18 protein-coding genes and 2 riboswitches are annotated in these 25,844 nt (G+C 47.8%); of the genes, 14 read left to right on the top strand and 4 right to left on the bottom strand.

Annotated elements, in window-relative coordinates; translation table 11 throughout:
* Positions 1-6 precede the first annotated feature (6 nt).
* From LG211_RS16280 to LG211_RS16260, 5 genes are all read left to right on the top strand, one after another.
* Positions 7-783, top strand: a complete 777-nt coding sequence (locus tag LG211_RS16280) for an N-acetylmuramoyl-L-alanine amidase (RefSeq protein WP_269478006.1) — start codon at positions 7-9, stop codon at positions 781-783.
* Between the two features lie 272 nt (positions 784-1,055).
* The gene (locus LG211_RS16275; protein ID WP_148396865.1) at positions 1,056-2,591 is read left to right on the top strand and encodes a helix-turn-helix domain-containing protein; all 1,536 of its coding nucleotides are present in this window, start codon (positions 1,056-1,058) and stop codon (positions 2,589-2,591) included.
* A gap of 123 nt (positions 2,592-2,714) precedes the next feature.
* Positions 2,715-3,998, top strand: coding sequence for a saccharopine dehydrogenase family protein (locus tag LG211_RS16270; RefSeq protein WP_148396864.1), 1,284 nt, complete (start codon positions 2,715-2,717; stop codon positions 3,996-3,998).
* A 245-nt stretch (positions 3,999-4,243) separates the two neighbouring features.
* The gene (locus tag LG211_RS16265) at positions 4,244-5,509 is read left to right on the top strand and encodes a 4Fe-4S dicluster domain-containing protein (protein WP_148396863.1); all 1,266 of its coding nucleotides are present in this window, start codon (positions 4,244-4,246) and stop codon (positions 5,507-5,509) included.
* Positions 5,510-5,747: 238 nt separating this feature from the next.
* Positions 5,748-6,284, top strand: a complete 537-nt coding sequence (locus tag LG211_RS16260) for a CHAP domain-containing protein (RefSeq protein WP_148396862.1) — start codon at positions 5,748-5,750, stop codon at positions 6,282-6,284.
* A gap of 411 nt (positions 6,285-6,695) precedes the next feature.
* On the opposite strand, the gene LG211_RS16255 is transcribed toward LG211_RS16260, so the two are convergent.
* Positions 6,696-7,823 carry an aldo/keto reductase gene (locus LG211_RS16255; RefSeq protein WP_269478005.1) on the bottom strand — a complete coding sequence of 376 codons (1,128 nt, stop codon included), beginning with the start codon at positions 7,821-7,823 and terminating at the stop codon, positions 6,696-6,698.
* A 90-nt stretch (positions 7,824-7,913) separates the two neighbouring features.
* On the opposite strand from LG211_RS16255, the gene LG211_RS16250 reads away from it, so the two are divergent.
* Positions 7,914-8,996 (top strand): serine hydrolase domain-containing protein, encoded by a 1,083-nt coding sequence (locus tag LG211_RS16250; protein WP_148396860.1) that lies wholly within the window; start codon positions 7,914-7,916, stop codon positions 8,994-8,996.
* Here the strand turns inward: LG211_RS16250 and LG211_RS16245 are convergent.
* Positions 8,980-10,161: a hypothetical protein gene (locus tag LG211_RS16245; protein ID WP_148396859.1), complete on the bottom strand. Its 1,182-nt coding sequence runs from the start codon at positions 10,159-10,161 to the stop codon at positions 8,980-8,982. The two genes, LG211_RS16250 and LG211_RS16245, sit on opposite strands and share 17 nt — an antisense overlap.
* A gap of 159 nt (positions 10,162-10,320) precedes the next feature.
* Positions 10,321-10,436, top strand: a riboswitch (SAM riboswitch).
* Positions 10,437-10,522: 86 nt separating this feature from the next.
* Between LG211_RS16245 and metK the strand changes: the two genes are divergently transcribed.
* The 6 genes from metK (at position 10,523) to LG211_RS16215 (ending at position 19,607) form a co-directional block, all read left to right on the top strand.
* Complete coding sequence (gene metK / locus LG211_RS16240) at positions 10,523-11,710, top strand: methionine adenosyltransferase (RefSeq protein ID WP_148396858.1); 1,188 nt, start codon at positions 10,523-10,525, stop codon at positions 11,708-11,710.
* A 70-nt stretch (positions 11,711-11,780) separates the two neighbouring features.
* The gene (locus LG211_RS16235) at positions 11,781-13,097 is read left to right on the top strand and encodes an aspartate kinase (protein ID WP_148396857.1); all 1,317 of its coding nucleotides are present in this window, start codon (positions 11,781-11,783) and stop codon (positions 13,095-13,097) included.
* 105 nt (positions 13,098-13,202) lie between these two features.
* Positions 13,203-16,409 (top strand): tetratricopeptide repeat protein, encoded by a 3,207-nt coding sequence (locus LG211_RS16230; RefSeq protein WP_269478004.1) that lies wholly within the window; start codon positions 13,203-13,205, stop codon positions 16,407-16,409.
* Positions 16,406-18,115 (top strand): molecular chaperone HscC, encoded by a 1,710-nt coding sequence (locus tag LG211_RS16225; RefSeq protein WP_269478003.1) that lies wholly within the window; start codon positions 16,406-16,408, stop codon positions 18,113-18,115. The genes LG211_RS16230 and LG211_RS16225 overlap by 4 nt, the downstream gene beginning before the upstream one ends.
* A gap of 16 nt (positions 18,116-18,131) precedes the next feature.
* On the top strand, positions 18,132-18,440 hold the full coding sequence (locus tag LG211_RS16220; RefSeq protein ID WP_269478002.1) for a DUF6506 family protein: 309 nt from the start codon (positions 18,132-18,134) through the stop codon (positions 18,438-18,440).
* 291 nt (positions 18,441-18,731) lie between these two features.
* Positions 18,732-19,607 carry an Rpn family recombination-promoting nuclease/putative transposase gene (locus LG211_RS16215; RefSeq protein ID WP_269478001.1) on the top strand — a complete coding sequence of 292 codons (876 nt, stop codon included), beginning with the start codon at positions 18,732-18,734 and terminating at the stop codon, positions 19,605-19,607.
* Between the two features lie 74 nt (positions 19,608-19,681).
* On the opposite strand, the gene LG211_RS16210 is transcribed toward LG211_RS16215, so the two are convergent.
* Complete coding sequence (locus LG211_RS16210; protein WP_148396852.1) at positions 19,682-20,134, bottom strand: hypothetical protein; 453 nt, start codon at positions 20,132-20,134, stop codon at positions 19,682-19,684.
* Between the two features lie 159 nt (positions 20,135-20,293).
* A riboswitch (cyclic di-GMP riboswitch) is annotated at positions 20,294-20,369 on the top strand.
* Between the two features lie 160 nt (positions 20,370-20,529).
* Here LG211_RS16210 and LG211_RS16205 point away from each other — a divergent pair.
* Together LG211_RS16205 and LG211_RS16200 are read left to right on the top strand one after the other, a co-directional pair.
* Positions 20,530-22,863, top strand: a complete 2,334-nt coding sequence (locus tag LG211_RS16205; RefSeq protein ID WP_269478000.1) for a hypothetical protein — start codon at positions 20,530-20,532, stop codon at positions 22,861-22,863.
* Between the two features lie 236 nt (positions 22,864-23,099).
* The gene (locus LG211_RS16200) at positions 23,100-23,894 is read left to right on the top strand and encodes an RpnC/YadD family protein (RefSeq protein ID WP_269477999.1); all 795 of its coding nucleotides are present in this window, start codon (positions 23,100-23,102) and stop codon (positions 23,892-23,894) included.
* Positions 23,895-23,971: 77 nt separating this feature from the next.
* Here LG211_RS16200 and LG211_RS16195 read toward each other — a convergent pair whose 3' ends face one another.
* Positions 23,972-25,720: a helix-turn-helix domain-containing protein gene (locus LG211_RS16195; RefSeq protein WP_269477998.1), complete on the bottom strand. Its 1,749-nt coding sequence runs from the start codon at positions 25,718-25,720 to the stop codon at positions 23,972-23,974.
* Positions 25,721-25,844 lie beyond the last annotated feature (124 nt).

Below are 25,844 nucleotides of genomic sequence, written 5' to 3'. Positions count from 1 at the left end.
GAGTTAATGAAAAAAAGACTGATACAAGCAGGTATTTGTATAGGTTTGCTGCTCCTGGCAGTTGCATTTGTTCCGGGTTACAGCCAGATCGTTGAAAAAGTGGCAAGTGTGATGGAAACGGATGTACTGCTGATTGACCCTGGCCACGGCGGAATAGATGGCGGAGCTGAAAGCGGGCAGGGCGTTTCTGAGAAAGCGATCAACCTGGCAATTTCTCAAGAAGTAAAAGCCCTGGCAGAGGCTGCGGGATGGCAGGTGGTCATGACACGAGATACGGATACAGGACTATATGAAGAGGGCAGCGGTACCATACGCAGCCTGAAAACCCAGGATTTAAAAGCGAGACGAGATTTGATTGACAAGACGGATCCGGTGCTGGCAGTAAGCATACATCTGAACAGCTTTAAAGAAGACCCGTCGGTGAGAGGTATGCAGGTTTTCTATCCAGGTTCGGGCGGGGAAGAAAAAATCCTTAAGAACAGCAAAAAATTAGCCGAAACACTTCAAGAAAAAGTAGGAGCAGTTTTAGAAAATAATAAAAAGAGGGTGGCTCTTCCAAAAACAGATGTATTTTTATTCAAGGAAGTGACCTGTCCCATCGCTATTATTGAATGCGGATTCTTGTCCAACCCCGAGGAAGCAAAGCTTTTGGAAAGCAGTCAGTATCAGAAAAAATTGGCGCAGGGGATTTTTGAGGGCATTACGGATTTTACCGGTAAAAAGCCTAGAAAACAGATTGAAATTGTTGATAATTCCGAAAAAAACAAGGGGAGTGGGATATAACAGAACAGGCTGTGGATAACACAGTATGAAAAAAAGGGGGTTGACAAGAAAAACGTTGAAATTGATGGACTTTTTTTGATTGGATTTTCCACAGGAGGGTTGGGATAAAATTGTATACGATTTTGAAAAAAGTGTGGATAAACGTCGAAAAGCTTAAAATTAACCACATTTGAAGTTGTTGAAAACCGTTTCCCCATAGGGAGGACGTAGGTTTACATAATGCGGATGAAAAGCAAAAGAAAAATTTTTTGAAGAACAAGGAGGATAAAGGGTTGTTAAAAGAAAAAAACATTTACAAGGATGAATTACCCGTTAGCGTGGTGGTCGCCAATATTGAAGAATATCCGATCCACTTTCACGATGATATGGAAGTGGTATACGTCCTGGAGGGCAGCGTGGTGCTCCGTAACGGCTACTACACGTATACCCTTAAACAGGGTGACATTTTTATCCTTAATGACAGAGAGATGCACAGCTTTGCCAATACCGGCGAAAAAAATATGGTGATGATGCTCCAGCTGGATCTGGCATACTTCTCCAAATACTATGATAACCTGCGGAATAATTTCTTTGTTACCGATATGGAGGATGACAGCGACGAAAGCCTTGAAATTCTGCGAAACATTCTTGCCAGAATCATGATGGAGATTCTGCAGAAAGGATACGGTTATGAACACAAGGTAATTGAAAGCACCCACAACCTTATCGCCTGCCTCATGTCCGATTTTCAATATTTTGTTATGGAGGACGGCAAATTTGTCAACGAAGCCAAGAACAAAGGAAATAAAATTCTGGCCGGGCGTCTTGCCAGGATCACCGATTACATGTACGACAACTATTCACGCAAGCTGACTCTGAACGAAATCGCCAATCGGGAGCATTTGAGCATTTATTATTTGTCCCATGTAATCAAAGAGGCCACCGGCCTCAGTTTTCAAGATTTACTCAGCTTTATCCGCGTGGAGGAATCAGAAAAACTGCTCCTGGGTACCAACAAGAAAATTGGAGCTATTGCCGAAGAAACCGGATTCTCGGCGGTCCGCTATTATATCAAGCATTTTGAAACTTGGTACGGAATGCATCCGCTGGAATATAGAAAGTTGTTTACCGGCAAGGTCATCAGCCGGGAGACCCACGCCCAATATACCAGAAGTACGCCGGCAGAGATTGAAGAGGCGATCCGCCAGCAGGTAAAGGGCGTTTACACCGACTATATTAATAAGCAGAAAGCAAAACCGATTATCGTTGATGTGAACATCCACGACGACTACATGGGATATCGGTCAAAATCCCTTGAGCTGAAAGAATTAATGGAACGGGATAATATGAAACCGGCGGCAGGACCTTACGAACTGCTGAAAAGTCTAGGAGAGACGGTGGTCGCATCCGGGAAGAACTACATCATTACCACAGCCTCCAAATACCCGGGACCGCTGAGCAATTTAAGCATATTAGTATATAATTTCAGTGAAGCCGTGGAAGCGGACTTAAAAAATACGACCAGCAAAGAGACGACTTTGGATATTATAAAAAAATACGATGAAGAAATCGAATTTCTGGTACGCTGCTCGGGCCTTTCCGGTGAATTTAAAATTTCCAGGTATAAAACCTTCCGCGATAAAGTGATTTCAGACCTTGAGGACGTTATAAGGCCCCATGGAACTTTTAGCCGAAGGGAGGAAATTATCAGCCAGTGGACATCCATGCCGGTCATTGAGTTCGGAGAATTCACCAGTTCTGACACATTAAGCCTGAGAACAACGCTCAAAGGATTCAGTGCAGAATTGTTATTGGTGGACAAAAAATAACAGCAAATAAGTATTTTTTTATAGCAAATGCATTGTTGAAATTTTCAGATATCTCTGGTAAGATTGACCTATCAAATTTAAGACATGGTTTTATGTTTTAAGAATATGTTTGGAGGTAGGAAGATGAAATTACTTATTATCGGAGCAGGCGGCGTAGGAACATCAGCGGCAAAGATCATTGAACGCAGAGGTGCAGAAGGCGACTGGGCAGAAAAAGTTGTAGTAGCTGACTACGATTTCGAAAGAGCGAAGAAAGTTGCCAATGAGATTTGCGGCGGCGGAAAATTCGTTCCGGCTCAGATCAATGCTATGGATGCAGAAAGCATTAAATCGGTAGTAAAAGAACACGATATCGACTTCGCAATGAACGCTTGCGATCCTAGAATGAACGAAACGATCTTCGACACTTGCCTGGAAGCAGGAATCGGATATCTGGACTGTGCGATGACTCTGGGAACTGAGCATCCGGAAAAGCCATACGAGCTGGCGAACATCAAGCTGGGCGATTACCAGTTCGCGAAGCAGAAGGAATGGGAAGCTTCCGGTAAAATCGCGGTATGCGGATCCGGTGTTGAACCTGGTATGGCGGACGTATTCGCTAAATATGCGGAAAAGCATCTGTTTGATAAGATCGATGAAGTAAATGTAAGAGACGGCGACAACTATGGAAATACTGATTCCGACTTCGGTTTCTCCGTATGGACGACCATCGAAGAATGTCTGCAGCCGCCAGTAATCTGGGAAAAGAACGAAGAGCATCCGGAAGGCCACTGGTTCTGTACCGAGCAGTTCTCCGAGCCTGAAATCTTTAACTTCCCTGGTGGAATCGGCGATGTGGAAGTAATCAACGTAGAGCACGAAGAAGTTCTGCTGGTACCGAGAGAAATCGATTGTAACAGATGTACGTTCAAATACGGCGTACCTGCTGACTTCAGAAAGAAGCTGATGGTTCTGTTCGAATATGGTCTCTCCGACAAGAAGACCAAGATCAAGGTCGGCGACAGCGAAATCACACCGAGAGATTTCATCTGTAAAGTAATCCCGAGCCCGGTAGACGCTACTATGACCATGACTGGAAAAGGCTGCGCAGGAACATGGGTAACAGGCTGGAAAGACGGAAAATACAGATCCATTTACCTGTATCAGATCGCAGACAATCAGGATTGCATCAAGAAGTATACAACCAACTCTGTAGTAGCACAGACAGCAGTAGGCCCAGTTATCATGATGGAACTGATCGCCAAAGGCATCTGGAGCGATGCTGGTGCATGGGGACCAGAACACTTTGATCCAGATCCATTCGTAGAAAGACTGGCTAAGTATGAATTCCCGGCTGGAATCAGAGAAATGGATTCCGAATATGCGGATATGCTGGACGAACAGAAACTTCTGGACGCTTTAAAATAAGAGCTGCAAGGCAGGTAGTATAAGCGCTACATATTCAATGCAATAAAAGACGGCCGATCGTTGGCCGTCTTTTTGTGCTGCAAAATTCCCGGATTTGAGAATGTTAAATTTATAATTTTTGAAAATTCTGAATTAATCTATTGCATTTTCTTTTGCTATCATTTATAATAAAATTGTACAGGATTTTGTACAATTTTCGGTGAGGGAGAGGATAACAGAGATCGAGAAAGGGAAAGGTGAATATTATGTTAGGCTTAAAGAATGATTTTAAAGTAATGCCGACTCCTGAATATGTTTATATTAAGGTAGATCATGATTTTCGAAGCGGAGAAGCGGTACGGGCTGAAAAGGGTGAATATGTAAAGGTTGGACAGCCGATCGTATCTTACAGCGGCAGATACCACTCTGAGCTGCGCTCCAGTGTCTCAGGTTATATCGAAGATTATATTATGTATAATGATTACGGCACCATGGAAAGCGAATACGTGAAAATTAAAACCGACGGTAAGCAGGCCAGATGGGAACAACTCCAACCTCCAGAAATTAAAGATCGCAGTGATTTTTTACGGGCGATCGCCAGCTGCGGAATTCGAGGTATCGAAGGTATTACCTTGGCAACTTGTCTGTTGATTGAGAATGATGAACTGGACAATTTGGACACCTTGGTGGTAAATGCAGCCGAGTGGATTGAATATGGTAATTTAGAACAAACGATTATTAAAAAGGACGCAGAGACGATCATTGATATGATTTGTTTGACTATGAAGTGCTTGCAGCTGCAAAAATGCTATATTGGGGTAATTGAAAACCGAAAAGACTCCATGGCTTGCCTCAAGTGGTATCTGAAAGAAAAGGAACTGGACAATATCGAAGTGGTTCCACTGCAGCACAGTTATCCGCCGGGTTCAGACCGGCTTTTGGTATTCGAGACCGTGGGCGAGCTGCTGGACGCCCGGATGCTTTCTACGGATATGGGCATTTTGATCGCCAATGTTGTTTCCTTCTCAGCCTTGGGCCGCTATATCAAAGAGGGCATTCCGGTTACGCACAAACTGATTACTGTTACCGATCAGGATCGGACAGCTTCTAGGGATCTCCTTACTCCGCTGGGAGCAACGATCGAGGATATTGTTGCTTACTGCAGCGAAGACAACGAGTTTCCTAAGGAAATTCTTTTAGGTGGGTATAATGTAGCACACCTCTTAAAGAACTATCAGCTTCCGCTGGGCAGGGACAATATGGCTGTCTTTGTCTTTGACAAATCTCCGCAGAATGGCGATGCGGACGTCAGACTGGAATGCAGCGATTGCGGGGTGTGCCGGGATAACTGCTCTGCTGATTTAGACCCGGGACAAATATACAAGACCTTTATGGCCAATGACATGGAGGGATTGAAAAAGACCGGAGTGGAAACCTGTGCCGAGTGTGGGAGATGCGCATATGTCTGCCCGGATAAAAATCCACTGAATTACATCGTTAAGATTGCCAAAGAAATGTTGGCAGAGAAATAAGATAGGAAACTGCATGAGCATATAGACAAAGAGGGCAGCGCCGTAACCGGGCGCGCCCTCTTTTGCTGGGGAAAATCAAAGAACCCGATCGGAATCGGACCGGCAATCCCCCCGCCTTTTTTCACAGAAATGGCAGCGACAAGGAAATAGACTCCCCCCCCAGGATTAGACTTTCTGTCAGGTATCAGTTCTAAATAGTCCAATATTTTCATAGATTGGACCAGCAGAGAGGTTAGTTATGAAGCAAAGGCTGATCGCAGGAGTTCTCCTGATCCTGACAATTTTTATATTCTGCAATCGCATCGCATCCCAGAATCCGGAGCAGGCTGCGGTGCAAATGCGTACCCAAGCGCCTGTGAAAGGAAGGCAGGGATCGGACTTCTATTACAATCAAAAGACAAATCCCTTTTATCCCAAACTGGCGCCCTACTATCGCACAAAAAGCGGATATGTAACCGGTAACTGTACCTGGTATGCCTGGGGGCGGGTATGTGAAATAAAGGGAGGCAAGCTGCCGTATGTTTTTACCGGAGATGCAGGGACGTGGTGGCAGAAAAACATTGATGAAGGCTGGTATGATTACGGCGCCAGCCCGCAGCGGGGTGCCATTGCTTGCTATGAGACCCATGTGGCAGTGGTCGAACAGGCGGAGCCGCTGACTGTTTCTGAATCGGGCTGGACCGTTTCTCCAAAAAAAAGCGGCCCGGTCTTTCACTGCGGAAAGCCTTGGCGCAGCAAAGAACGGCCGCTGGGATACATTTATGTGATTCCTTAATGCCAATGACAGCGCCCGCCCCGAAGGGCGGCATCAAAGCCAGCAAAGCATTCACCCGGTCCATCGGCCGTGCTTCCATAAAAAAACAGCAGTCGGAATCAGGTTTGAATAGAAAATTATCGTTATGGAGCTGTTTTTGCCGGCTCAGCGATGATTCTTTATCGCTACTGTTGAGATACTGGTGGATTTACGATGATTTTGTCCCGGATTAGCCCGGATTATCCGTTAAATATGGTCAAAATCATCGCTGGAAGCAAAATTTGGGCACTCTAGCGATAAAATCCGCAGCATCCGGCGGGCTCAGCCCTCCGGCCTGGGCCCCACAGCAGCCCGGCTTCTTATATTCATTCCGGCCCCGCCCTGAAGCCTCGCCTTACAGGACCAGAGCAGCGGCCCGGCCCCAATTCGCTGCTATTCAAAAATTTCCGCAGTTTTCTCCATGATTTCGCTAATGGGGAGGTGCTGAGGACAATGTTCTTCGCAAGCTTTGCAGGCAACGCAATCGCTGGGTCTTCTGCCTTCCGTGAGCCATGTTGGATAGTCGTCCTTGATCTTAGGATTGCCTTCATAGAGAAACCATTCGTTATAAAAGTTGATAGCGGTCGGGATGTCAATTTTTTTTGGACACGGCATGCAGTATTTACAGCCAGTGCAGGAATACTGGATCAGCTTGTTGTACTCGTCGGAAACCTGATCGATGATAGCGCGCTCCTGATCCGTCAGGCTGCACGGCTGAGCATCAGAGAGGATGCGCAGGTTTTCCTCCAGCTGAGCATTGGAACTCATGCCGCTGAGAATGACCATGACCTCAGGATGATCGGCGACCCAGCGAAACGCCCATTCCGCCGGCGTTCTCTTGATCGGAGCCTGCTCCCACAGGGACTGAACGGTCCGCGGCAGCGCATCGGTCAGCTTACCGCCCTTGAGCGGCTCCATGATCACAACGGGAATGTTTTTCTCAGCCGCATAACGCAGCCCTTCTTCGCCAGCCTGAAAATCCTTGTCCATATAATTGAGCTGGATTTGACAGAAATCCCACGGATACGCATCAATTACTTCTTTAAAGAGAGATAATTCATCATGGAAGGAAAAGCCGATATGCTTGATTCTGCCTTTTTCCTGCTGCTCCTTTAAAAAATCCATAAGCTTGAATTTTTGCGCCCGCTTCCATACAGGAACCGTGATGTTGTGGACCAGATACATGTCGATCACATCAACCTGAAGGCGCTTGAACTGCTCCTCAAAGAGCGCCTTCATCTCATCCTCATCCTTGGCCAGCCAAACGGGCATTTTATCAGCCAGCAGAACTTTTTCACGATACCCGTCTTTCAGCGCCTCACCGACGATCTTTTCGCTTTCGCCGTCGTGGTACATATAGGCGGTATCCACATAGTTGACCCCCATATCGATGGAACGGCGGATCATCGAAATCGCTTTCAGACGGTCCACCTTGCCGTCCTCGGAAAGCGGCAGCCGCATAGTTCCGGTGCCGAGGAGGGAAACCTGTTCTCCTGTTTTGTTAAATGTACGATATTGCATGTATTTATCTCCTCACCTTTTATGTTATAATGGTTCCAGCTAAGGAACAACTAATACCATAAATTATAACCAAGGAGAAAAAGAAGCGCAATGGAAAATATGATAAAACAACTGGATAAATACGCGGAAGAAGCCCTTTTTTACCACGACCTGCCGGGCCTGGCCATTTCCGTAGAGATCGGCGAAAATGGCCCGGAGCCTTTAAAAGGGCTCAACTATAAAAGAGCGCTGGGGGTGAAGGACGCGACCACCCGGCAGCCGCTTTTGCCGGAACAGATTTTTCATATGGCGTCGGTGTCAAAATTGTTTACTTCCGCGGGCATCCTGAAGCTATGCGAGCAGGAAAAGCTGAGCCTGGACAGCCGGATTTGCCGTTTGCTGCCCGATGTGTGCGTAGACGATGAACGATATGGGGAAATCACCCTCTTTCATATGCTCACCCATACATCCGGGCTGGCCGATGTGGAAGATTATCACTGGGATGATCCCAAGCTGGATGATCAGGCATTAAAGAATTATGCCCTCAGTGAAGAAGTAAAAGGCTCCCGCATGCTGTGGTCTCCCAAGGAGAATAAATTCCGTTACAGCAATATGGCCTATGAGCTTTTGGGACTGGTGATCGCCCAAACCTCAAGCATGACCTACGAGGAGTACATGAAAAAACATATTCTGGAGCCCTTGGGCATGAATGATTCCACATTTTTGACCTTTGAGCGGGCCGGGGGAAGCCTGGCATTGAGCGACTTGAGCCAGGCAGGCATGGCTATGCCCCATACCAAGAATCAGGAAAAACAGATTGTGCTGGAAAAGCATTATCCGTACAACCGGCAGCACGGCCCCAGCTCCACATTGACCAGCAACATCTGCGACCTGGCAAAGTGGGCAAAGGCCCATCTGAGCAAACAGTTCTTCAAAAAAGAAACTTATGAAAAGCTATGGAAAAGGTATGCGACTGTGCCCAATAACGGAGAAGGTATGGGCCTTGGCTGGTTTATGCGCCGCCAGGGAGAATACGATATTTACGGACATGAAGGCACGGATGATGGATTCCGCGCCAGCTTTTGGATCTGCCCCGCACTATGCGCCCACGTTACCGTGGTTTCCAACATCAGCCGCGGAGCAGTTAAGAAGATCAACAAAAAGATCTACGACATGCTTATTCATTGCGAATAAAATCGAGGAATTCATTGAAGTCCTCAAAATCACTCTGGATAAACTCATAGAGAATCGGTTCTTTGAACTCATATTTGGCCGTTGCCATCAGATACGGCGCGAGGACGCTTTTTCGTAAATCCCGCTCCAAAGCATGGATTCCGCTCAGACTGTAGGAGGAAACGATCAACTGACCGTAATCTGTGATATAGTACAGTCCAAAAACATCTTCACTGAGGCGGAATACCCGCTTGTTGACGTGGTTGTTATTGTTGTTGAAGGCGAGGAACAGCTTGCCGTTTTCGTGGGGCGTCATCATGGTTCCGTGGGCCATCTGTCCCATGCTGCTGCTGAAATCATCGGGCGGCATGAGAACTTCATACACCGTGACAAATTCAGGCCGGGAAAGCATCATTGCCGCCTCGGCCGGGCTGATGGGAAAGCCGGAGCATTTCTCAAAGGAAGTAACCCGGTTTTTATTTACCGTCAATTCCGATACCAGCAGGGTATACTGATCATTATATTCGATCAGAGATTCGCACAAATAAGTGCCGGAATCGAACTCATCTTCATCGATGGTGTTTTTGCACAAGGTCGCCGCAGGATGCTCCCCGTAAATATCCAGAGGAAAGTCTCCTTCTGACAGCCAGGATGCCGCTTCGTAATCGTGGCCAAAGCAGCGCATGAGAAAATAATTGATGGTTTGATAGCTGGAAACGATCCGGTCGCACTGCTTCTCGATGAGAACCTTCTGTTCGTTTGGATTGAGGACCGTGGGATGCTCGATGAGAAATTCGTATTCCTCCCGGCCTTCCGGAAGTGAAAGGTTGTGGCGCTGATTGAAGCGGGCGTATTCACACAGCAAATATCTGGCTTCCCGTTCCGTTACCTCTACTTTGCGGCCGCCAAGACCGCCGATAAGGGCTTGCTCGATGGCAGCGATCTCCTCCACATTATTTCCAGTAATGCTCTTATATGTCTCAAACCCGAATTCTTCCGCATCCAGATAAAAGAATTGGTGAAAGTCCGGGGGCAGCGGCTGATCGGGGATCCGCCAGTGTATATAAAGCCCCATCACGCCCATCAGCCGGGTATCGGTAACATAAGCTCCCATGAAATATTTTTTCTGCGTTTCTTTTGGGGCGCTTAATCCGCCCTCAATAACTGTGAATTTTGGTTTGGTCAAAATTGGTACCTCTTTTAAATATAATACATAAAGTATAACCCATTTTATAAAAATTACAAGTAGGCATAGCACCTATTGACAAGCCAATTAAAAACGATATAATATAAAAGTGTAATAACTAAGTCGGCTTTGCCGATTCTTTAAAAAATGATATAGATATCCTTATTAAGAGCGGCAGAGGGAATAGGCCCAATGAAGCCCGGCAACCTAGATGTTTCTCAACAAACAGAAAAGGTGCTAAATCCTACAGAATAGTTTATTCTGAAAGATGAGGAAAGATAACGAAAATCTCAAACCTCTTCTTTAAGAAGAGGTTTTTTCGCTAGATGAGGATTCTATGACAAAACGAGGAGGAACGTGAATGAAAAAACTTTTTACATCAGAATCAGTGACCGAAGGGCATCCGGATAAAATCTGTGACCAGATTTCCGATGCTATTTTAGATGCGATCTTCGAAGAGGATCCTTACGGACGCGTGGCGGCGGAGACGACCGTAAATACCGGCTACGCAATGATCATGGGTGAAATCACCACCGAATGTTACATAGATATACAGGAAATCGCCCGCAAAGTGATCTGCGATATCGGCTACACCAAAAGCGATTATGGGTTTGACGGAAATACATGTGCAGTACTGACCGCCATCGACGATCAGTCGCCGGATATCGCCATGGGCGTGGATAAAGCCCTGGAATACAAAGAAGGCATTTTGGCTGATGAGGCGGAGGAAACCGGTGCCGGAGACCAGGGTCTCATGTTTGGATTTGCCTGCAGCGAAACGCCGGAGCTGATGCCGATGCCCATCGCCATGGCCCATAAGCTGGCCAGACGGCTGACAGAGGTTAGAAAGGCGGGACTCCTGCCTTATCTGAGACCGGACGGAAAGACCCAGGTGACCGTGGAATATGACGACGATCAAGTAAAGCGGATCGATACAGTCTTGGTATCTTCCCAGCATGACCCAGATGTGACCCACGATCTGATTGAAGCGGACATCATCCAGCAGGTAATAAAACCAATTATTCCGGAGGAGCTCCTTGACGAGAACACAAAATATTTTGTCAATCCTACCGGCAAATTTGTCATTGGAGGACCCCACGGGGATTCGGGGCTGACCGGAAGAAAGATTATCGTCGATACTTACGGCGGATATGCACGCCACGGCGGGGGCGCATTCAGCGGAAAAGATCCGACAAAGGTAGACCGGTCCGCCGCTTATGCCGCCAGATATGCAGCAAAGAACCTGGTTGCCGCAGGGCTTGCTGATAAGTGCGAAATCCAGCTGGCCTATGCAATTGGCGTCGCCAAGCCGGTATCCATCCTGGTCGATTCTTTTGGCACCGGAAAGGTTTCCGATGAAAAACTGGCACAGCTGGTAGAAGAACACTTCGACCTGCGTCCGGCAGCAATTATCCGCGACCTGAATCTGAGAAGGCCGATCTACAGACAGCTGGCTGCCTACGGACACTTTGGCAGGACCGATATCGACTTGCCCTGGGAAAAGACCGATAAGGTAGAGGCGCTAAAAAAGAGCGCAGGCATACTATAAACATATAAGGGAATCCCGTGCGTGCTTGAAAAGCGGTGCTTCCCAGACAATAATAACAGGAGGAATATAAATGGGCATAAAGGTAGCAAAGTTCGGCGGTTCTTCGGTGGCGGACGCCATTCAGATCGGAAAGACCAAGAAAATCATTGAGGCCGACCCGGACAGAAAATATATTGTGGTTTCGGCGCCGGGAAAGCGATTTGACGGAGATACAAAAGTGACAGACTTGCTGTATCTGTGCAAGACGCACATCGAGCATAATCTGCCTTACGAGCAGTTGTTTCAGGTTGTCTGCGACCGCTATAAGGTTACGGAAGTGAATCTGGAAGTTGAGGTAAATATCCAGAAATATCTGGATGAAATCAAAGCCAACCTGGAAAAAGGGACCACATCCGATTATATCGCCAGCAGAGGCGAGTATCTCAACGCCATACTCATCGCCGCGTATCTGGGTTACGATTTTGTGGATGCACAGGGACTGATTCGATTCAATGCCAAAGGAAAAATGCTGGCAGAAGAGACCAACCAGGCCCTCAAGGCCGAGCTGGCAAAGCATGAACGGGCCGTTATTCCCGGGTTCTACGGCTGCAGCCCTGATGGAAGTGTGAAGACCTTCAGCAGGGGCGGCTCCGATATCACCGGTGCTCTGGTGGCCAGAGCCGTAGGGGCGGAAGTATATGAAAATTGGACCGACGTATCCGGTTTTCTGGTAGCGGATCCCCGGATTGTAGAGGGGGCAAAACCGATCAGTACCATTTCCTATAAAGAACTAAGGGAGCTTTCCTATATGGGAGCATCGGTTCTTCACGAAGATGCCATCTACCCGGCAAGAGTGGCGGATATTCCCATCAATATTCGGAATACCAACCGCCCTGAAGATGAAGGCACGCTCATTACTGCCGAAGCAGGTCCCCTTGAAGACGGGCAGATTATCACCGGTATTGCAGGAAGCAAGGACTTTACCGTTATCGCCCTGTACAAGAATATGCTCAGTGATGAACGAGGCTTTGTCCGCAGATTGACGGGAATTCTGGAAGATTTCGACATCCCTTTGGAGCACCTGCCCAGCGGGATCGATACCGTATCTGTCGTTCTTTCTGACAAATCCATTGACGGACGGCTGGATGAAATTCTGGAGCAGTTCCAGCAGCAGCTCAAGCCGGATACTATAGATGTCTCCGAGCATATGGCATTGGTTGCTACCGTAGGCTACGGTATGTCCGACCGCCCAGGCGTGTCGGCAAAGCTGTTCACGGCGCTGGCGGAAGCAGGGGTGAACATCCGTATGATCGACCAGGGGTCCAGCGAAATGAATATTATCGTTGGTGTTGAAAATAAGGATCTGGAAACCTCAATCCGGGCCATCTACAAGGCTTTTGTCGATTAGAGAAAGTGATAAATACGCGGGCAAAGGAGTTTTTCTTCTTTGCTCGTTTTTGTTATATGTGGTATCATTTGGATAATAGGACAAAGACAATATTAGGAGTTGAGCATGGATATATGGAATACCCTGGGAATCCAGGAAACAAAGAAGAAAGAAGAGATTCAAGCCGCCTACCGCAAAAAACTGACAACTGCCAACCCGGAGGACGATCCGGAAGCATTCATGGCTTTGCGGGAGGCTCTGGAAGAAGCTCTCAAAGCAGCGGATGAACCCGAAGAAAAAACGGCCGATGGTGATCAGGAACCAGTGTGGGATGACAGCTCCGTTGGCAGATGGATGCGCCAGGTGGATCATCTGTATCGCCATTTTTCAAAGAGGATTGATCCTGAGCAATGGGAAGCGCTGCTGCAGGCGGATGTTTGCCAGAATTTAGATACAAAGACTTCCGCAAGGGACGCTCTGTTGGAATATATGCTGGATCATTTTTTTCTGCCCCAGTCAGTCGTTGCGGTGATCGACCTGGCATTCGGCCTGAGAGAAAATATGGATGAACTGGCGGAAGAATTTCCGCAGGCGTTTTTGGAGGGGGCGATCCTGGAATCGCTGGAAGCGCAGGAATATCCGCCCTATGATAGTTTGCAGGGCGATGATAGTCTGCCCTTTGAAGAATATCTGCGGCTTTGTTCCCGGCTCAGCAGCTGTATTGGTGAAGGCGATACCCAGCAGAGCCGGGAACTTTTAAAGCAAATGGAGGCGACCGGAATCCGCTCTCCCTACGATCAAATCGAAATGGCTAAAATTTGCTGCCAGGAGAAAAAGTACCACCAGGCGAAAGAAACGATTGACCAGCTGCTGCCTCAATATGAGTATCTGGCGGATGTCAAGCTGATGCAGGGGGATATCTGTTTTTTCTTGGAGGAATATGAAGAGGCCCGCAAGGCATACATCCAGGCCTTGGAGGATGAGCCCCATTCCAGGTGGGGGCGTTACGGACTGGCAAGATGTTATGTAAAAAAGGGAAAGCTGAAAGAAGCCAATGAAATTTTGTCCCGACTTCTTCAGGAAGACCCTTATAATCAGCGCGCCGAGGAGTGGCTGCATGAGTGTAACAATCTTTATATCGATCAGCTGAACCAGCGGCGCAGTGAAGGTGAGAACGGCCAGGAGATCCTCTTTGAGCTGGGGTGGTCCTATTTTCAGAATGGCGAATACGAAACGGTTTTAGAACTTTTTCATAATGTGGAGCCGGAAGAATCCCACAAAATCGAATTCAGCAGCTTGATTGGAAGGGCCTGCCTCTATAGCGGCGATGAAAAAAGGGCTCTGACCTATATCAAGGACTGGAAACAGTATTTGCTGGATTTGGAAGATACAGAGGAGAATCAAAAGAAAAAAGAAGATCAGCTGCCGTATGTGCTTCAGCTGGAAAGTTCCATCTATCAAAGTCTGGGCGAGATAGAAAATGCCTTAAAGCTGCTGAATCAGCTGCTTGAGGAGAGGCCGGACGATGCGGATGCCTGGCGGCAGAAAGGCCAGATCCTCTACGATATCTGGAATTTTGAAGAGGCTGTAGAGGCACTGAGCAAATCCATTGAGCTGGACCGGACTTCCCATATATCCTACTTAATGCGGGCCAAAGCGTTTTACCGCATGGAATTTTACGGTGAAGCCTTCGACGACTGCGAAGCGTCGATGGATCTTTATCCTTATGAGCTGGCCTCCTATGTTTATAAAATTAAGATTCTCGTTGCGGCAGGCGAGCTGGAGGAGGCGAAGAACGTGGTCACCTACTTGGAAAGCGAGGAGATCAGCGGAAGTGAGCTGGACTTTTTAAAGGGCTATATAGAAGAGGCAAAAGAGCATTTTCTTCAAGCGAGACGAATTTATTACAAGATCATCGAAACAACGGAAAAAGGCGAAGAAGGAGATGTAGTTTTCAATGTGGAGAATTTGGCCGAGGTTTACCACCATTTGGCTGTAATGGAATACGACCGGGAAGATGAAGATTTTACACCAGTGGTGGAGCTGATCGACCAGGGGCTGGCCTGTGATGAGCAATATGTGCCCCTGCTGGAACTAAAAGCGGAGATTGCCCAGGACTGCGAAAAGTATCAGGAGGCGCTGGAGCTGTATCAGCGGATCCGAAAAGCAGCACCCGGCCGCATTGGTACCTGCGGAATGATAGACGGAATCTATCGGGAACTGGATCAATGGGACCAGGCGCTGAAATATGCTGGCCTTCAGCTGGCGCAGACCCAATCGGCATACGCGTATATGCGCAGAGGCCAGATTTATACATGCCTGGATCGATTGGATGAAGCGTGGGAGGATTTTTGCAAAGCGGCGGCTATGGACCCGGAACTGGAATACACCTATAATTATATGGGCGTGATTTTAGAATTCAAGGGTCAGGAAGATGAGGCGTTGTCCTATTACAAGAAAGCCATCGATGTAGGCGAGCAGCAGGACGAGCTTTGCGAGGAAGCATATGAAAACGCAGCCAATCTTCAATGCCGCAGGGGAGATTGGAACGCCGCACTGGACATGTTGCAGGAGATTTATGAGCGGACAGAAGAACCTAAATATCTAAGAAAGCAGATCGAAATCTGCCGGATTGCCGGCGATTTTATCAGCGCCAGGCAGAAGCTGGAAGCCTATAAAAGGGCAATGGGGCTGGAGACTTCCGATTTTCTTTATAGATGGGAAAAGGCTCATATATTCCGCGATGAAAAATTGACGGCCGATGCTTTGGTTATTTATGAATCGGAGGGAAAGCGAGAGCCGGCGGCTTTGAAAGAAGCGGGAAAACTATTATATTATAAAGGAAAGTACCGCAAGGCGTTAAAATACTTTTTTAAGGCCATCGCCGGGCTGGATAAGGACCACGATTATTTGGAGCCGGACTTTTTGGAGGCTGACTATGACTTGTGGGCCGCAAGGGCTAGTCTCAAACTGGGTAAGCCGGAGGATGCGGCTTTGTTTGCGCGCAGGGGACTTGAAAAGCTGCCCGGCGATTGCGAACGCACTCTCAGCCATTGTCTGCCCATGGTTTATCAGCTTCGGGGAGCGCTGTATGCAACCCAGGGCGACTATAAAAGCGCGCGGGGCTGGCTGAAAAAAGCCTTGGAATTAAGAAAATGTGACTATTGCAACTATGGATGCTGCACGGACGCTCTTTATGAGCTGGGATTTTTATGTGAGCTGGAGGGCGACCTTGAGGGTGCAAGGCGCTGCTATGAAGAAGGACTGCGCTTTTCTCCTGCTGACAGCGATTTGGTCTCTGCAGCGGCAAACTTGGAGTATATGAGGATATGAAGATAGGAATTGACTTAGGAACTACAAATTCGTTAGCAGCATATTATACCGATCAGGGACCGGTGATTATTCCCAACCGCCTGGGAGATCGTTTGACCCCGTCGATTGTCAGCTTTGATGAATCGGGGACTGTATATGTGGGAAAAACAGCCCGGGAACGGATGTCCACTTTTCCCGATCGGACGGCATCCCTATTCAAGCGGAGTATGGGTACAGAGAGAGAATTTGTTATGGGAAACCAAAAATTTCGCGCTGAAGAGCTATCGTCTTTTGTGCTGCGGGCGCTGAAAGAGGACGCGGAGAGCTATCTGGGACAGCCGGTTGAAGAAGCAGTCATCAGTGTTCCCGCTTATTTCAACGATATACAGCGAAAAGCCACCAAGAGGGCCGGGGAACTGGCGGGACTGAAGGTGGAACGGATCATCAATGAACCGACAGCGGCCGCCATTGCCTATGGGCTTCACCACCGGGCGGACCATACCCGTTTTCTAGTCTTTGATTTGGGCGGCGGTACCTTTGATATTTCCATATTGGAGCGATATGGAAATATTATGGAGGTGAGGGCCATCGCCGGTGACAATTTTATCGGCGGCGAGGACTTTACCAAGGTTCTCTGCGGGATGATGCTGAGAGAACGGGACGTTGATGAAACTTTGCTGAGCCCGAAGGAGCAGGTGTATCTGACCCGCCAGGCTGAAACCTGCAAGCTGGGATTTGCCAACAGTGATCGTTCTTCCATGAAATGCGTGCTTAACAAAGAAACCTATGAGCGGGAATTTTCCCTGGAAGAGTATGAACGCAACTGCCAGCTGCTTTTGGCTCGAATTCGAAAGCCCATTGAAAGAAGCTTGAAAGATGCCAATATAAGACTTTCTGATATCGATGAGATTGTTTTGGTGGGAGGTGCCACCAAGCTGCCGATCATTCGCAATTTTGTGGGGCGTATTTTCGGACGTATCCCTAACACAGATGTAAACCCCGACGAGGCCATCGCTGTGGGGGCCGCCATTCAGTGCGCCATGAAAGAGCGGAACCAGGCGGTCCGTGAAGTGGTGCTGACAGAAGTATGCCCTTTTACTCTGGGGACCTCGGTGGCAGTTCAGCGTTTGGGAGAAATGCTGGAGAGCGGCCATTTCCTCCCCATTATTGAACGCAACACGGTTATACCCGTCAGCCGGACCGACACCTTATATACGGCCAGCGACTATCAGCGAAAAATTACTGTGGATATTCTTCAGGGCGAAAGCCGGCTGGCAAAGAATAACCTGTCTCTGGGAGAAATTACAGTGCCGGTGCCGCCGAAAAAGTCCGGTGAAGAATCCATCGATGTCACCTATACTTATGACATTAATTCCATTCTTGAGGTAAAAGTGAAGGTAAATTCCACCGGGGTGGAAAAGAAGATCATCATTCAAAAGGAAGGATCTCAGCTGACAGAAGAGGAAGCGGAAAGGCGCATGGAAGAGCTCAATTATCTCAAGATCCATCCCCGGGATCAGGAGGAAAACAAGCTGCTTTTGTTTCGCGGAGAGCGGCTGTATGAAGAGGCCACCGGCGACCTTCGGCGGGAGCTGGATTTTTTACTGAGCCAATTTGAAGCTGTGCTGGATAAACAGGATAAGGACGCAATTCGACAGGCCGCAGGTGAGGTAAAGGAAGCCCTGGACGAGATCGAAGCTGCTATGGAAGACGATTTATTTGATTAAAGATAAGGAGGAACTTATGAAAAGAAAGATTTGTTTTATGTTTATCAACGGAGAGATCGATGCTCCCCAGAGAACGATTATGGAAGTCGGAGAAAACGGTGAAATGATTCTGGTGGGCGTGGGCAGCTATGCTTCGGCCGTCGAGGAAGCGGCCAAGCTGGTGGAAGAGGGCGTTGTGGCTCTGGAGCTGTGCGGCGGTTTTGGCACCATGGGCCATGCCAAGGTGACGGAAGCGGTCGCCGGTAAATGCCCGGTAGGTGTGATCCGGTTCGATAACCACCCGGGCTATGATGGAATGTCCGGCGATGAGAAGTGGGGGAAGTGATCGGTTGAGGACTGGATTACCGTAAATGATTCACCAAAGAATCGATAAGATGCTTTGGTGAATCATTTTTTTTGAACATAGTTCTGAAAATTCTATAACCTTCTTTGATCAAGAGACAGGAGAGCGTCTTTGGTGAGATTGGTACATGGATCGCTGGGATATCTAAAATTCTTGCTGTGTAATGGGATTTTTTGTAATAACTAAAAAATTTTCATGGAGGTTTTGAAAAAACGGTTGAAAATTCCTTTTATTTACAGTAAAATATTAACAAATAAAAAGGAGGCACGTAACATGACGAAAAACAGACCCACCTTGCAGGAATTGAACCTATCCGATGATTTCCTCTTTGCAAAAGTAATGGAGAACGAAGAGGTATGCCGGAGGCTGTTGGAAAAGATCCTGGACCTGAAGATTAAGAAGGTCCGGCTCGTAGAGCCGCAGCTAACGAAGGACGTGGTGCACGATGCCAAAAGCGTCCGGCTGGACATCTTCCTGGACGACGAGGAAAACAGCGTTTACACAGTTGAAATGCAAAAGTATAACGAGTATAATATACCCAAAAGATCGAGGTATTACCACAGCATTGTGGACGTGGAACATCTGCTGAAAAAGGGCATGGGCTACAATGAATTGCGCGGAAATTATGTGATCTTCCTCTGCCTGTTTGACTTCTTTGGATATGGGCGTCATAAGTACAGTTTTCGGCATCGGTGCGAAGAAGAGCCCGGCCTGGAGCTGAAAGACGAGGCCTATACCATCGTCCTCAACACGAGGGGGACGGCTGACGATGTGGACGATGAAATGAAAGCGCTGTTGCGGTATATCGAGGAATCGACCGACGAGGTGGTGGAACGCTCTGGAAGCGACCTTCTTGCGTTGATTCACAGCCAGGTAAAGGAGATCAAAAGTTCCAGGGGAAGCGAGGTCAGTTATATGAAATTCGAAGAACTATTGCAAAAAGAATACTTTGAAGGCCGATCTGAAGGCGAGTTATTGAAATTGATCCAACTGGTCAAGAAAAAGTGCCTGAAAGGAAAACCACTGGGGCAAATAGCGGAGGAATTGGAAGAGGAGGCTGTTAATATCCGGCCCATTGTGGAAAAGGTTATGGAGGATATGGAACGCTCTGAGGAAGAGATACTGGAGGAGTTAAAGGGCGAGCGATAGGAACAAGGCAGTATAGAAAGCGCCTTCATTTCTTTGAACAAGAGACAGGACAGCGGCTCAGCCCGGTGCCATGATCACTGCAGGTTTTCGCGACGGTATGTTTCCATTGCGACCATCAATTTGGCCGATAATTTGATCAGCTCAATGGCTGCCTGCCGTGCATCCAGTGTATCTTCTTTGATTTGATTTTCGATCCTGTCCATCAAAATCGTTTTCTCCTCGGCAATCCGTGCGGAATCGTCCTTTTCATCCAACTTTCCGTCTGGGATCTGAAAAATCCCGATTTCCCTTAAAATGTTATCATAGTCCGGCGGCCCGTCACGGTGGATCAAAAGATCCACTTCATTCAAGACCTTGGAGACGTGCATCGCAGTCTCTTCCAGGTATTTAATATGCAGTTCTTTTCGCGTCTGTTCTTCATCCAGCTTTCGGTAGTGGTTCATCACCATGGCTCCGGAAAGCCACCCGGACATCATCCCGGTTATCATTCCCACAGCAACGGAAATCACAATTTCTCTTAAAATCAAATTTCACACCCTCTTTTTCCCTGATTTTTTGTATGAGGTTTATTTTTTCCATCAGCCCGGATGATATGCGGGTGAAGGCAAAAGGGCATGATTCCAAATAGAGGAAACATACAAATAGTTATTGACATAGCTCATAAAAAAGCGTATTCTGATCTTAGAAAATTTAATGGGCAAAGCCGGGGAAACACGGTGACGCAAAGCTACAGGGCCTGTAAAATGGCAGCCAGCTGCAAAAACTTTAAGATCGATACGGTTATCACTGAGAATGTCTCAGAGGATAGGGCGTCGATTGTATTTTGCTGCGTCATCCGAAAGGATGATTTTTTTGTTGGAAAGACACCTCACCGTCCGGTGTGAAAGGGTACGGAAGTTCTGTACATAATTGGTGACATTTTATGAAGAAACTGAGAAAGATTGGTTTGTTGACGACCGCAATCGTGTTGGCAGCGGCCTTGTCAGCAATGACGGCCTGGGCAGACACAAGGACCCAGGAAACGGCGGTCATAAAAGAGGGGAATAACATATATGCCAACGGAGTACCGATTTTAATCAAAAAGGATAGCGATAATAAAGCGTATGTCTATGACCAGGCGGGAACTGGAAAACTGCTGCCCGATGAGGTGACAGGATTGACAGTCTATGGCGGCGGTAAAAATGTTCCGGTGAACGGGGACACAAGCATAATCGTGGACAATGTAAAAATGGGTTATATCTACGGAGGCGGTTACTCTGACGGCAGCGGTTCTGCCGATGTGTCCGGCGATTCGACGGTGCTGATTAAAGGAAACGTGGATGCGGCGACCATCTATGGAGGCGGCCGGGCCGATGCGGCCAAAGGAAACGCCAGCGCCAATGTGGGCGGCACTGCATCTGCAAAGATCATCGCCGATCCGACCGGCAATCATGGCAATATCTATGGCGGCGGGTATGCCACCGCAAACAGTACCTATCGTGCTTCGGCGACCGCAGGCGCATCCTATGCCCAGACAAAAGGGAGGACCTACTCCCTCCGCGGCGGCGGCATGGCATACGCAAAGGAAGAAGGAAACGCCCAGGCAGACATTCAGGGCAGTATCGCTGTTCAGTTGGATGCCGTGGATATACGGGAAGTATACGGAGGCGGCTATGCCAGCGGGATAAACGCTAGTGCCAAAGCAGGATCGGTGAAGGTAATGGGCAGCGGCAACGAGATGATGATCTTTCGGGCAGGAGGAGATGCGGATAAAGGAAAAGCCGATGTTGCAGGAGCAATTCAAATCGAGCTGAAGAATTTTTCCAATCTATATGGATATACCTGCGGCGGCGGCAGTGCCAGAAATGGCGGTTCTGCCAATGCCGGCTCTGTGAACATGGTCATTCAAGACAGCGTTACGCCAGTAGAAGAGCAATTCACGGATTATTGGGTATGTGCTGCTTTCTACGGCGGCGGAGATGCGGAAGCAGGATCTCAGGCTGATATTCTGGGAAAGGTTACCATGAACTTTGAAGGGGATACATTGGGCGGCAGTATTCTCGGCGGAGGAGAAGCTACAGGAGACGGCTCGGCGTCCATTGATAGCAGCGAAATTCTGTTTACCGGCTGCAAGGGATTCTATGTTGATCAATTGGATCAAACAGCCTGTCCTTCGGTTGTCTCAGGGGGTGAAACGGAAGCTGTCAGCCCGGCCAAGTCGGCCATAACCGTTGCTGACAGTCAGATCGAAGAAGTATGGGGCGGATACATGAAAGAAAATCAGCCGATTGCGATTGAAGGCACCGCTGCTCTGACTGTTACAGGTGATAAAACGAAAATAGGAGAAGCGGGGCTCTTTGATACGATTCAGCTGGATCGTACCTTTTCCCTGGAAAACTTCCAGCCAAAGAAACCTGGTATGGCGACCAAGCTCAAGGCTGCCGACTTGAAAACAGGCGACACTGTGATTAGATGTGGCAGCGCCGATGCGGAGGCCGGCTGGTTTGCCCTGCAGGGAGGAAAGCTGGCTTTTGAAAAGACAGAAAATCAGGCTGTCTGGAAAATTGCTGAGGTAACCCCGGCACAGACACCGCAGATCAATACGGAAATCAGTCAGGGAGCGCCAACGGTTACAGTCAAAGACGATGATGTGCAAAAGTTCCTGACAGAAGAGGATAAGGAGGATCTTGCCAATGGAAGCACGATTCGGTTCCTTGTTCAGGTTGATAAGGTGGAGAAGCCCGCACAGGCTGTTCTTCAGGAAGTAAATCAACAGCTGCAAGATACAGGTAAAAAAGTTGGAGCCTATTTAGATATCAATTTGGTCAAGGAAAAAAACGGAGTCAAAAGTTCGATTTCCGAATGGAACGATTCGATGGATTTGGTTATTGCCATTCCGCAAGAACTGTGGCCGAGGGAAGGGGAAAAGCGGATTTTTTCTATCATCCACGTGCACGAAAAGGACGGCCAATTGATTACCACAGAGCTTCCTGACATGGACGATAACGATCGGACAATTACTGCTCGAATCAAGGGCATGTCAACCTTCGCGCTGGCATATACTGACGATCAAAGCAGTGTCGCTGAAACAGCTGCCAAGCCTGAAACCGAAAGTGGGAAAGATGTGAATACGGCTGCTGCAAAGGAAACCGGTCAGCCGGATCGCTCCGCCGCAACAGGAGATGACTTCGATTTTTGGCCTCTGATTTTGCTGGCAGCAGTCAGCGGTGCGGCAGTACTTCTTATCTGGGGGCCGTTGAGAAAGAAACGTAATTAAAAAGATGTGACGTGATTTGCCCAGGCCGTATAGCCGGGCCCATGGAAATGGGAGATTAACGACGATTGCACTAATTTACAAGTTTGATAAATTAGTGCAATTTTTTTGTATGGAAGCCTAAAAATTTATTTACATAGTTGTTCCATGACAAAGAAAAGATCCTAGAGCTATACAATGCCTTATCGGGCAGGAACTATTCTTCGGACACCGAAATACAAATCGTCACCTTAGAGGATGTGATTTTCGGTGACCGTAAGAACGACCTGGCCTTTATCATCGATGGGCGGCTGATCATCCTGATCGAACACCAATCGACGATCAACCCCAACATGCCGCTGAGGATGCTGGTTTACATCACCAAAGAGTATGAAAAACTTTACTTTTCCAAGACCATTTACAGTAAGCAGCTGGTTAAAATACCCACGCCGGAGATGTACGTTTTTTATAACGGAAAAGAAGTCCTTCCGCTGGAAGAAAACTTAAAACTTTCCGACGCATTTCTTGAAAAATGTGCTACACTATCGTTAGAAGCAGTCGTAAAGGTCATCAATGTCAATTACAAACAGGGAGCTGAAATTCTGGAGCGCTGTAAGGTTTTGAACGAATACAGCAGATTCATATACCTGGTACGGAAAAACTGGGAGAAAACGAATGACCTGAAAGCTGCCATCAAACAATCCATAGACACCTGCATTAAAGAAGGAGTCTTACGGGATTTTCTAAAGAAGAACGGTGGTGATGTTATGAGTTTTTTGTATGATGAGCTGAGCAGAGAAGAGTGCGAAACGATTCGGGAGCAGGACGGCTATCAGAAGGGGTTATCGGAAGGCTTCGACAAGGGAATCAAACAAGGAATCGAACAAGGCATTGAACAGGGAATTGAGAAAGGTATCGCGCAAGGTACTGCAGCCCTGATAGAGCTCTGTCAGGATATGGAGCTTTCAAGAGCGGAAACGAAGGCTCAGATTGCGGAGAAATTTTCCTTGTCGGAGGAAAGAGCTGACAACTATATGCAGCAATACTGGAAATAATACCTGCGCAAAGGCCTGTCCAGCCAGAGGGGCGAGGCAGGTGATGTCCCTGTTTTTCCAAAACAGATGAAGGGGATTTAGCCGTCATGACCCTTCGGAGGCTCCATGATTTCCAAAACCACTGCAGTGTTGTGATCGATTAAAAAATCATCCTCTTGAAGATCCTTATCAAGGCGGAAAAAGTGAACTTTTCCATCAAAGCTTTGATTGATCCTGTCTATGAGCAGGGGCGGCAGAGCCTGCTCCTGAGCCTCCAAATCGCCAAGCACACTGTAACAATTCTCTCGCTGGGAAAATTCACGACGCACCAAATAGTCCTGGTCAGGAATTCTGGTCAAAACGAAATTGATGTCCAGAACCGTGGTGGAATCCGTATTGAACAGCAAAATTGCCCGGGCATCGCGGCATTTAATTAAAATATGGGTATCGGCATTGAAAAACTGGGGACCTGCCAGCTGGGAAAAGTAGTCGTACACCTGGAAAGCGGGCGTTTTCAGACCGCCTGCTGTAAAGAGGGCGTCCTGATCGCCCATCAGCCGCACACGGGAGTGTCCGGCGCAGAGGATTTGCTCGAAGGCCGAGGCTGTGTTTGATGCGGCGATGAGATCTTCCTCCCGGATGATTTGATCTGCGAAAAGGGGGATATTTAAGGGAGCTAAAAGCTCGCGGAGGCTTTTTTCCAAATCCTTGTTGCGTCTGGTCAGATTTTCATCAAGGATGAAAGCGGCCGGCCGGAGACGCTGGAGGGTTTCCCAATAATAGCCCAGATTGAGGGCAGATTCCAGAGAATCGACCACGATTCGGGGCGCGCAGATTTCCCAGAAATCCACGAATTTACCTTTTTCAAAGTCCGGCTCTACGGTGATCCTGGCGGGAGGTTCATAATTGCGTTTTATGACGTTTAAAAAGGGCGCAACCAGAGAAAGCGCCTCTTCCTGGGTAAAGGGAGCTTTGAAAGAGCGTTCGCAGGGGTGATAGGCTTTCCGGTACTGGGCGGGCGTTTTGCCATGCCAGGCGGAGAAGCATTTGTTAAAATAATTGGGCGATGAGAAACCGCATTCTTCGCTGATCTGCATCAGCGTCATATTGGTGAATACCAAGAGTTTTTCTGCATATTCCAGGCGGATGGCATTGACAAAGTTCTGAAAGTTAAAGCCCAGGGTCTTCTTAATTAAGTGAGAAACGTAATAGGAACTGAGATGCTCCATGTTGGATACATCGTCCAGGGTAATCTTTTCCTTATAATTGAGCATGATATACCGGGTGATGCGGGACAATCGCTGCAGATCGTCGGGACTCATATCTTCCTGACTGGTCTTGTACTGATAATCCTCCATAAAGAATCCCTGGAAATGGTTGACCAAAATTGAAACCAGCTCGCTGATTTCGTCCATCAGCAGGGGCATATCCTTATCCTTTTTTGTATAATCCATAGCCAGTTTGGCAATGTGGCCCTTGAGGCGGGTCAGCTTGCTTTCCAGAAGCTGCCGGTTGCCGGCAGGCCCTTCCATACACTCTTCGCAGACAAAGAACATATAGCGGATATTGGGATAAAGGTGTTCAAACCGTCCGGTATCCACATGAATGGATAACATCAGAATATCGTCGGTGGAACCGTGTATCTGATGCAAGTCCTCCACATCAGCGATGATCAGGTCGCCGGGGCTCAGTTCGTAATCCGTATGATAAATTTGATAATGGGTCATTCCCCGCAGAACCAGCAGAATTTCAATTTCTTTGTGGCAATGCTTGCTTTCCTCTGCCACATTCAAAAACGACAGCTCAAAGGGCAGCTCTCCCATATAAGAAACACTCTCTAACAGCATATGCAACCTCCATAATTCTCTACGATCATTATATCATTAACCGCGGACAAAGGGAAAGTGTATAAATCTTGCTTTTGAATATAGTAAATCTTGCTGTATTTTCTGTATTCACAAAATAATCAGA

Origin of the sequence: Hominibacterium faecale (genome assembly GCF_020734085.1) — a bacterium.
In the GTDB taxonomy this organism is placed as follows: domain Bacteria; phylum Bacillota; class Clostridia; order Peptostreptococcales; family Anaerovoracaceae; genus Hominibacterium; species Hominibacterium faecale.
This window is presented reverse-complemented; position numbering and strand designations above follow the sequence as displayed.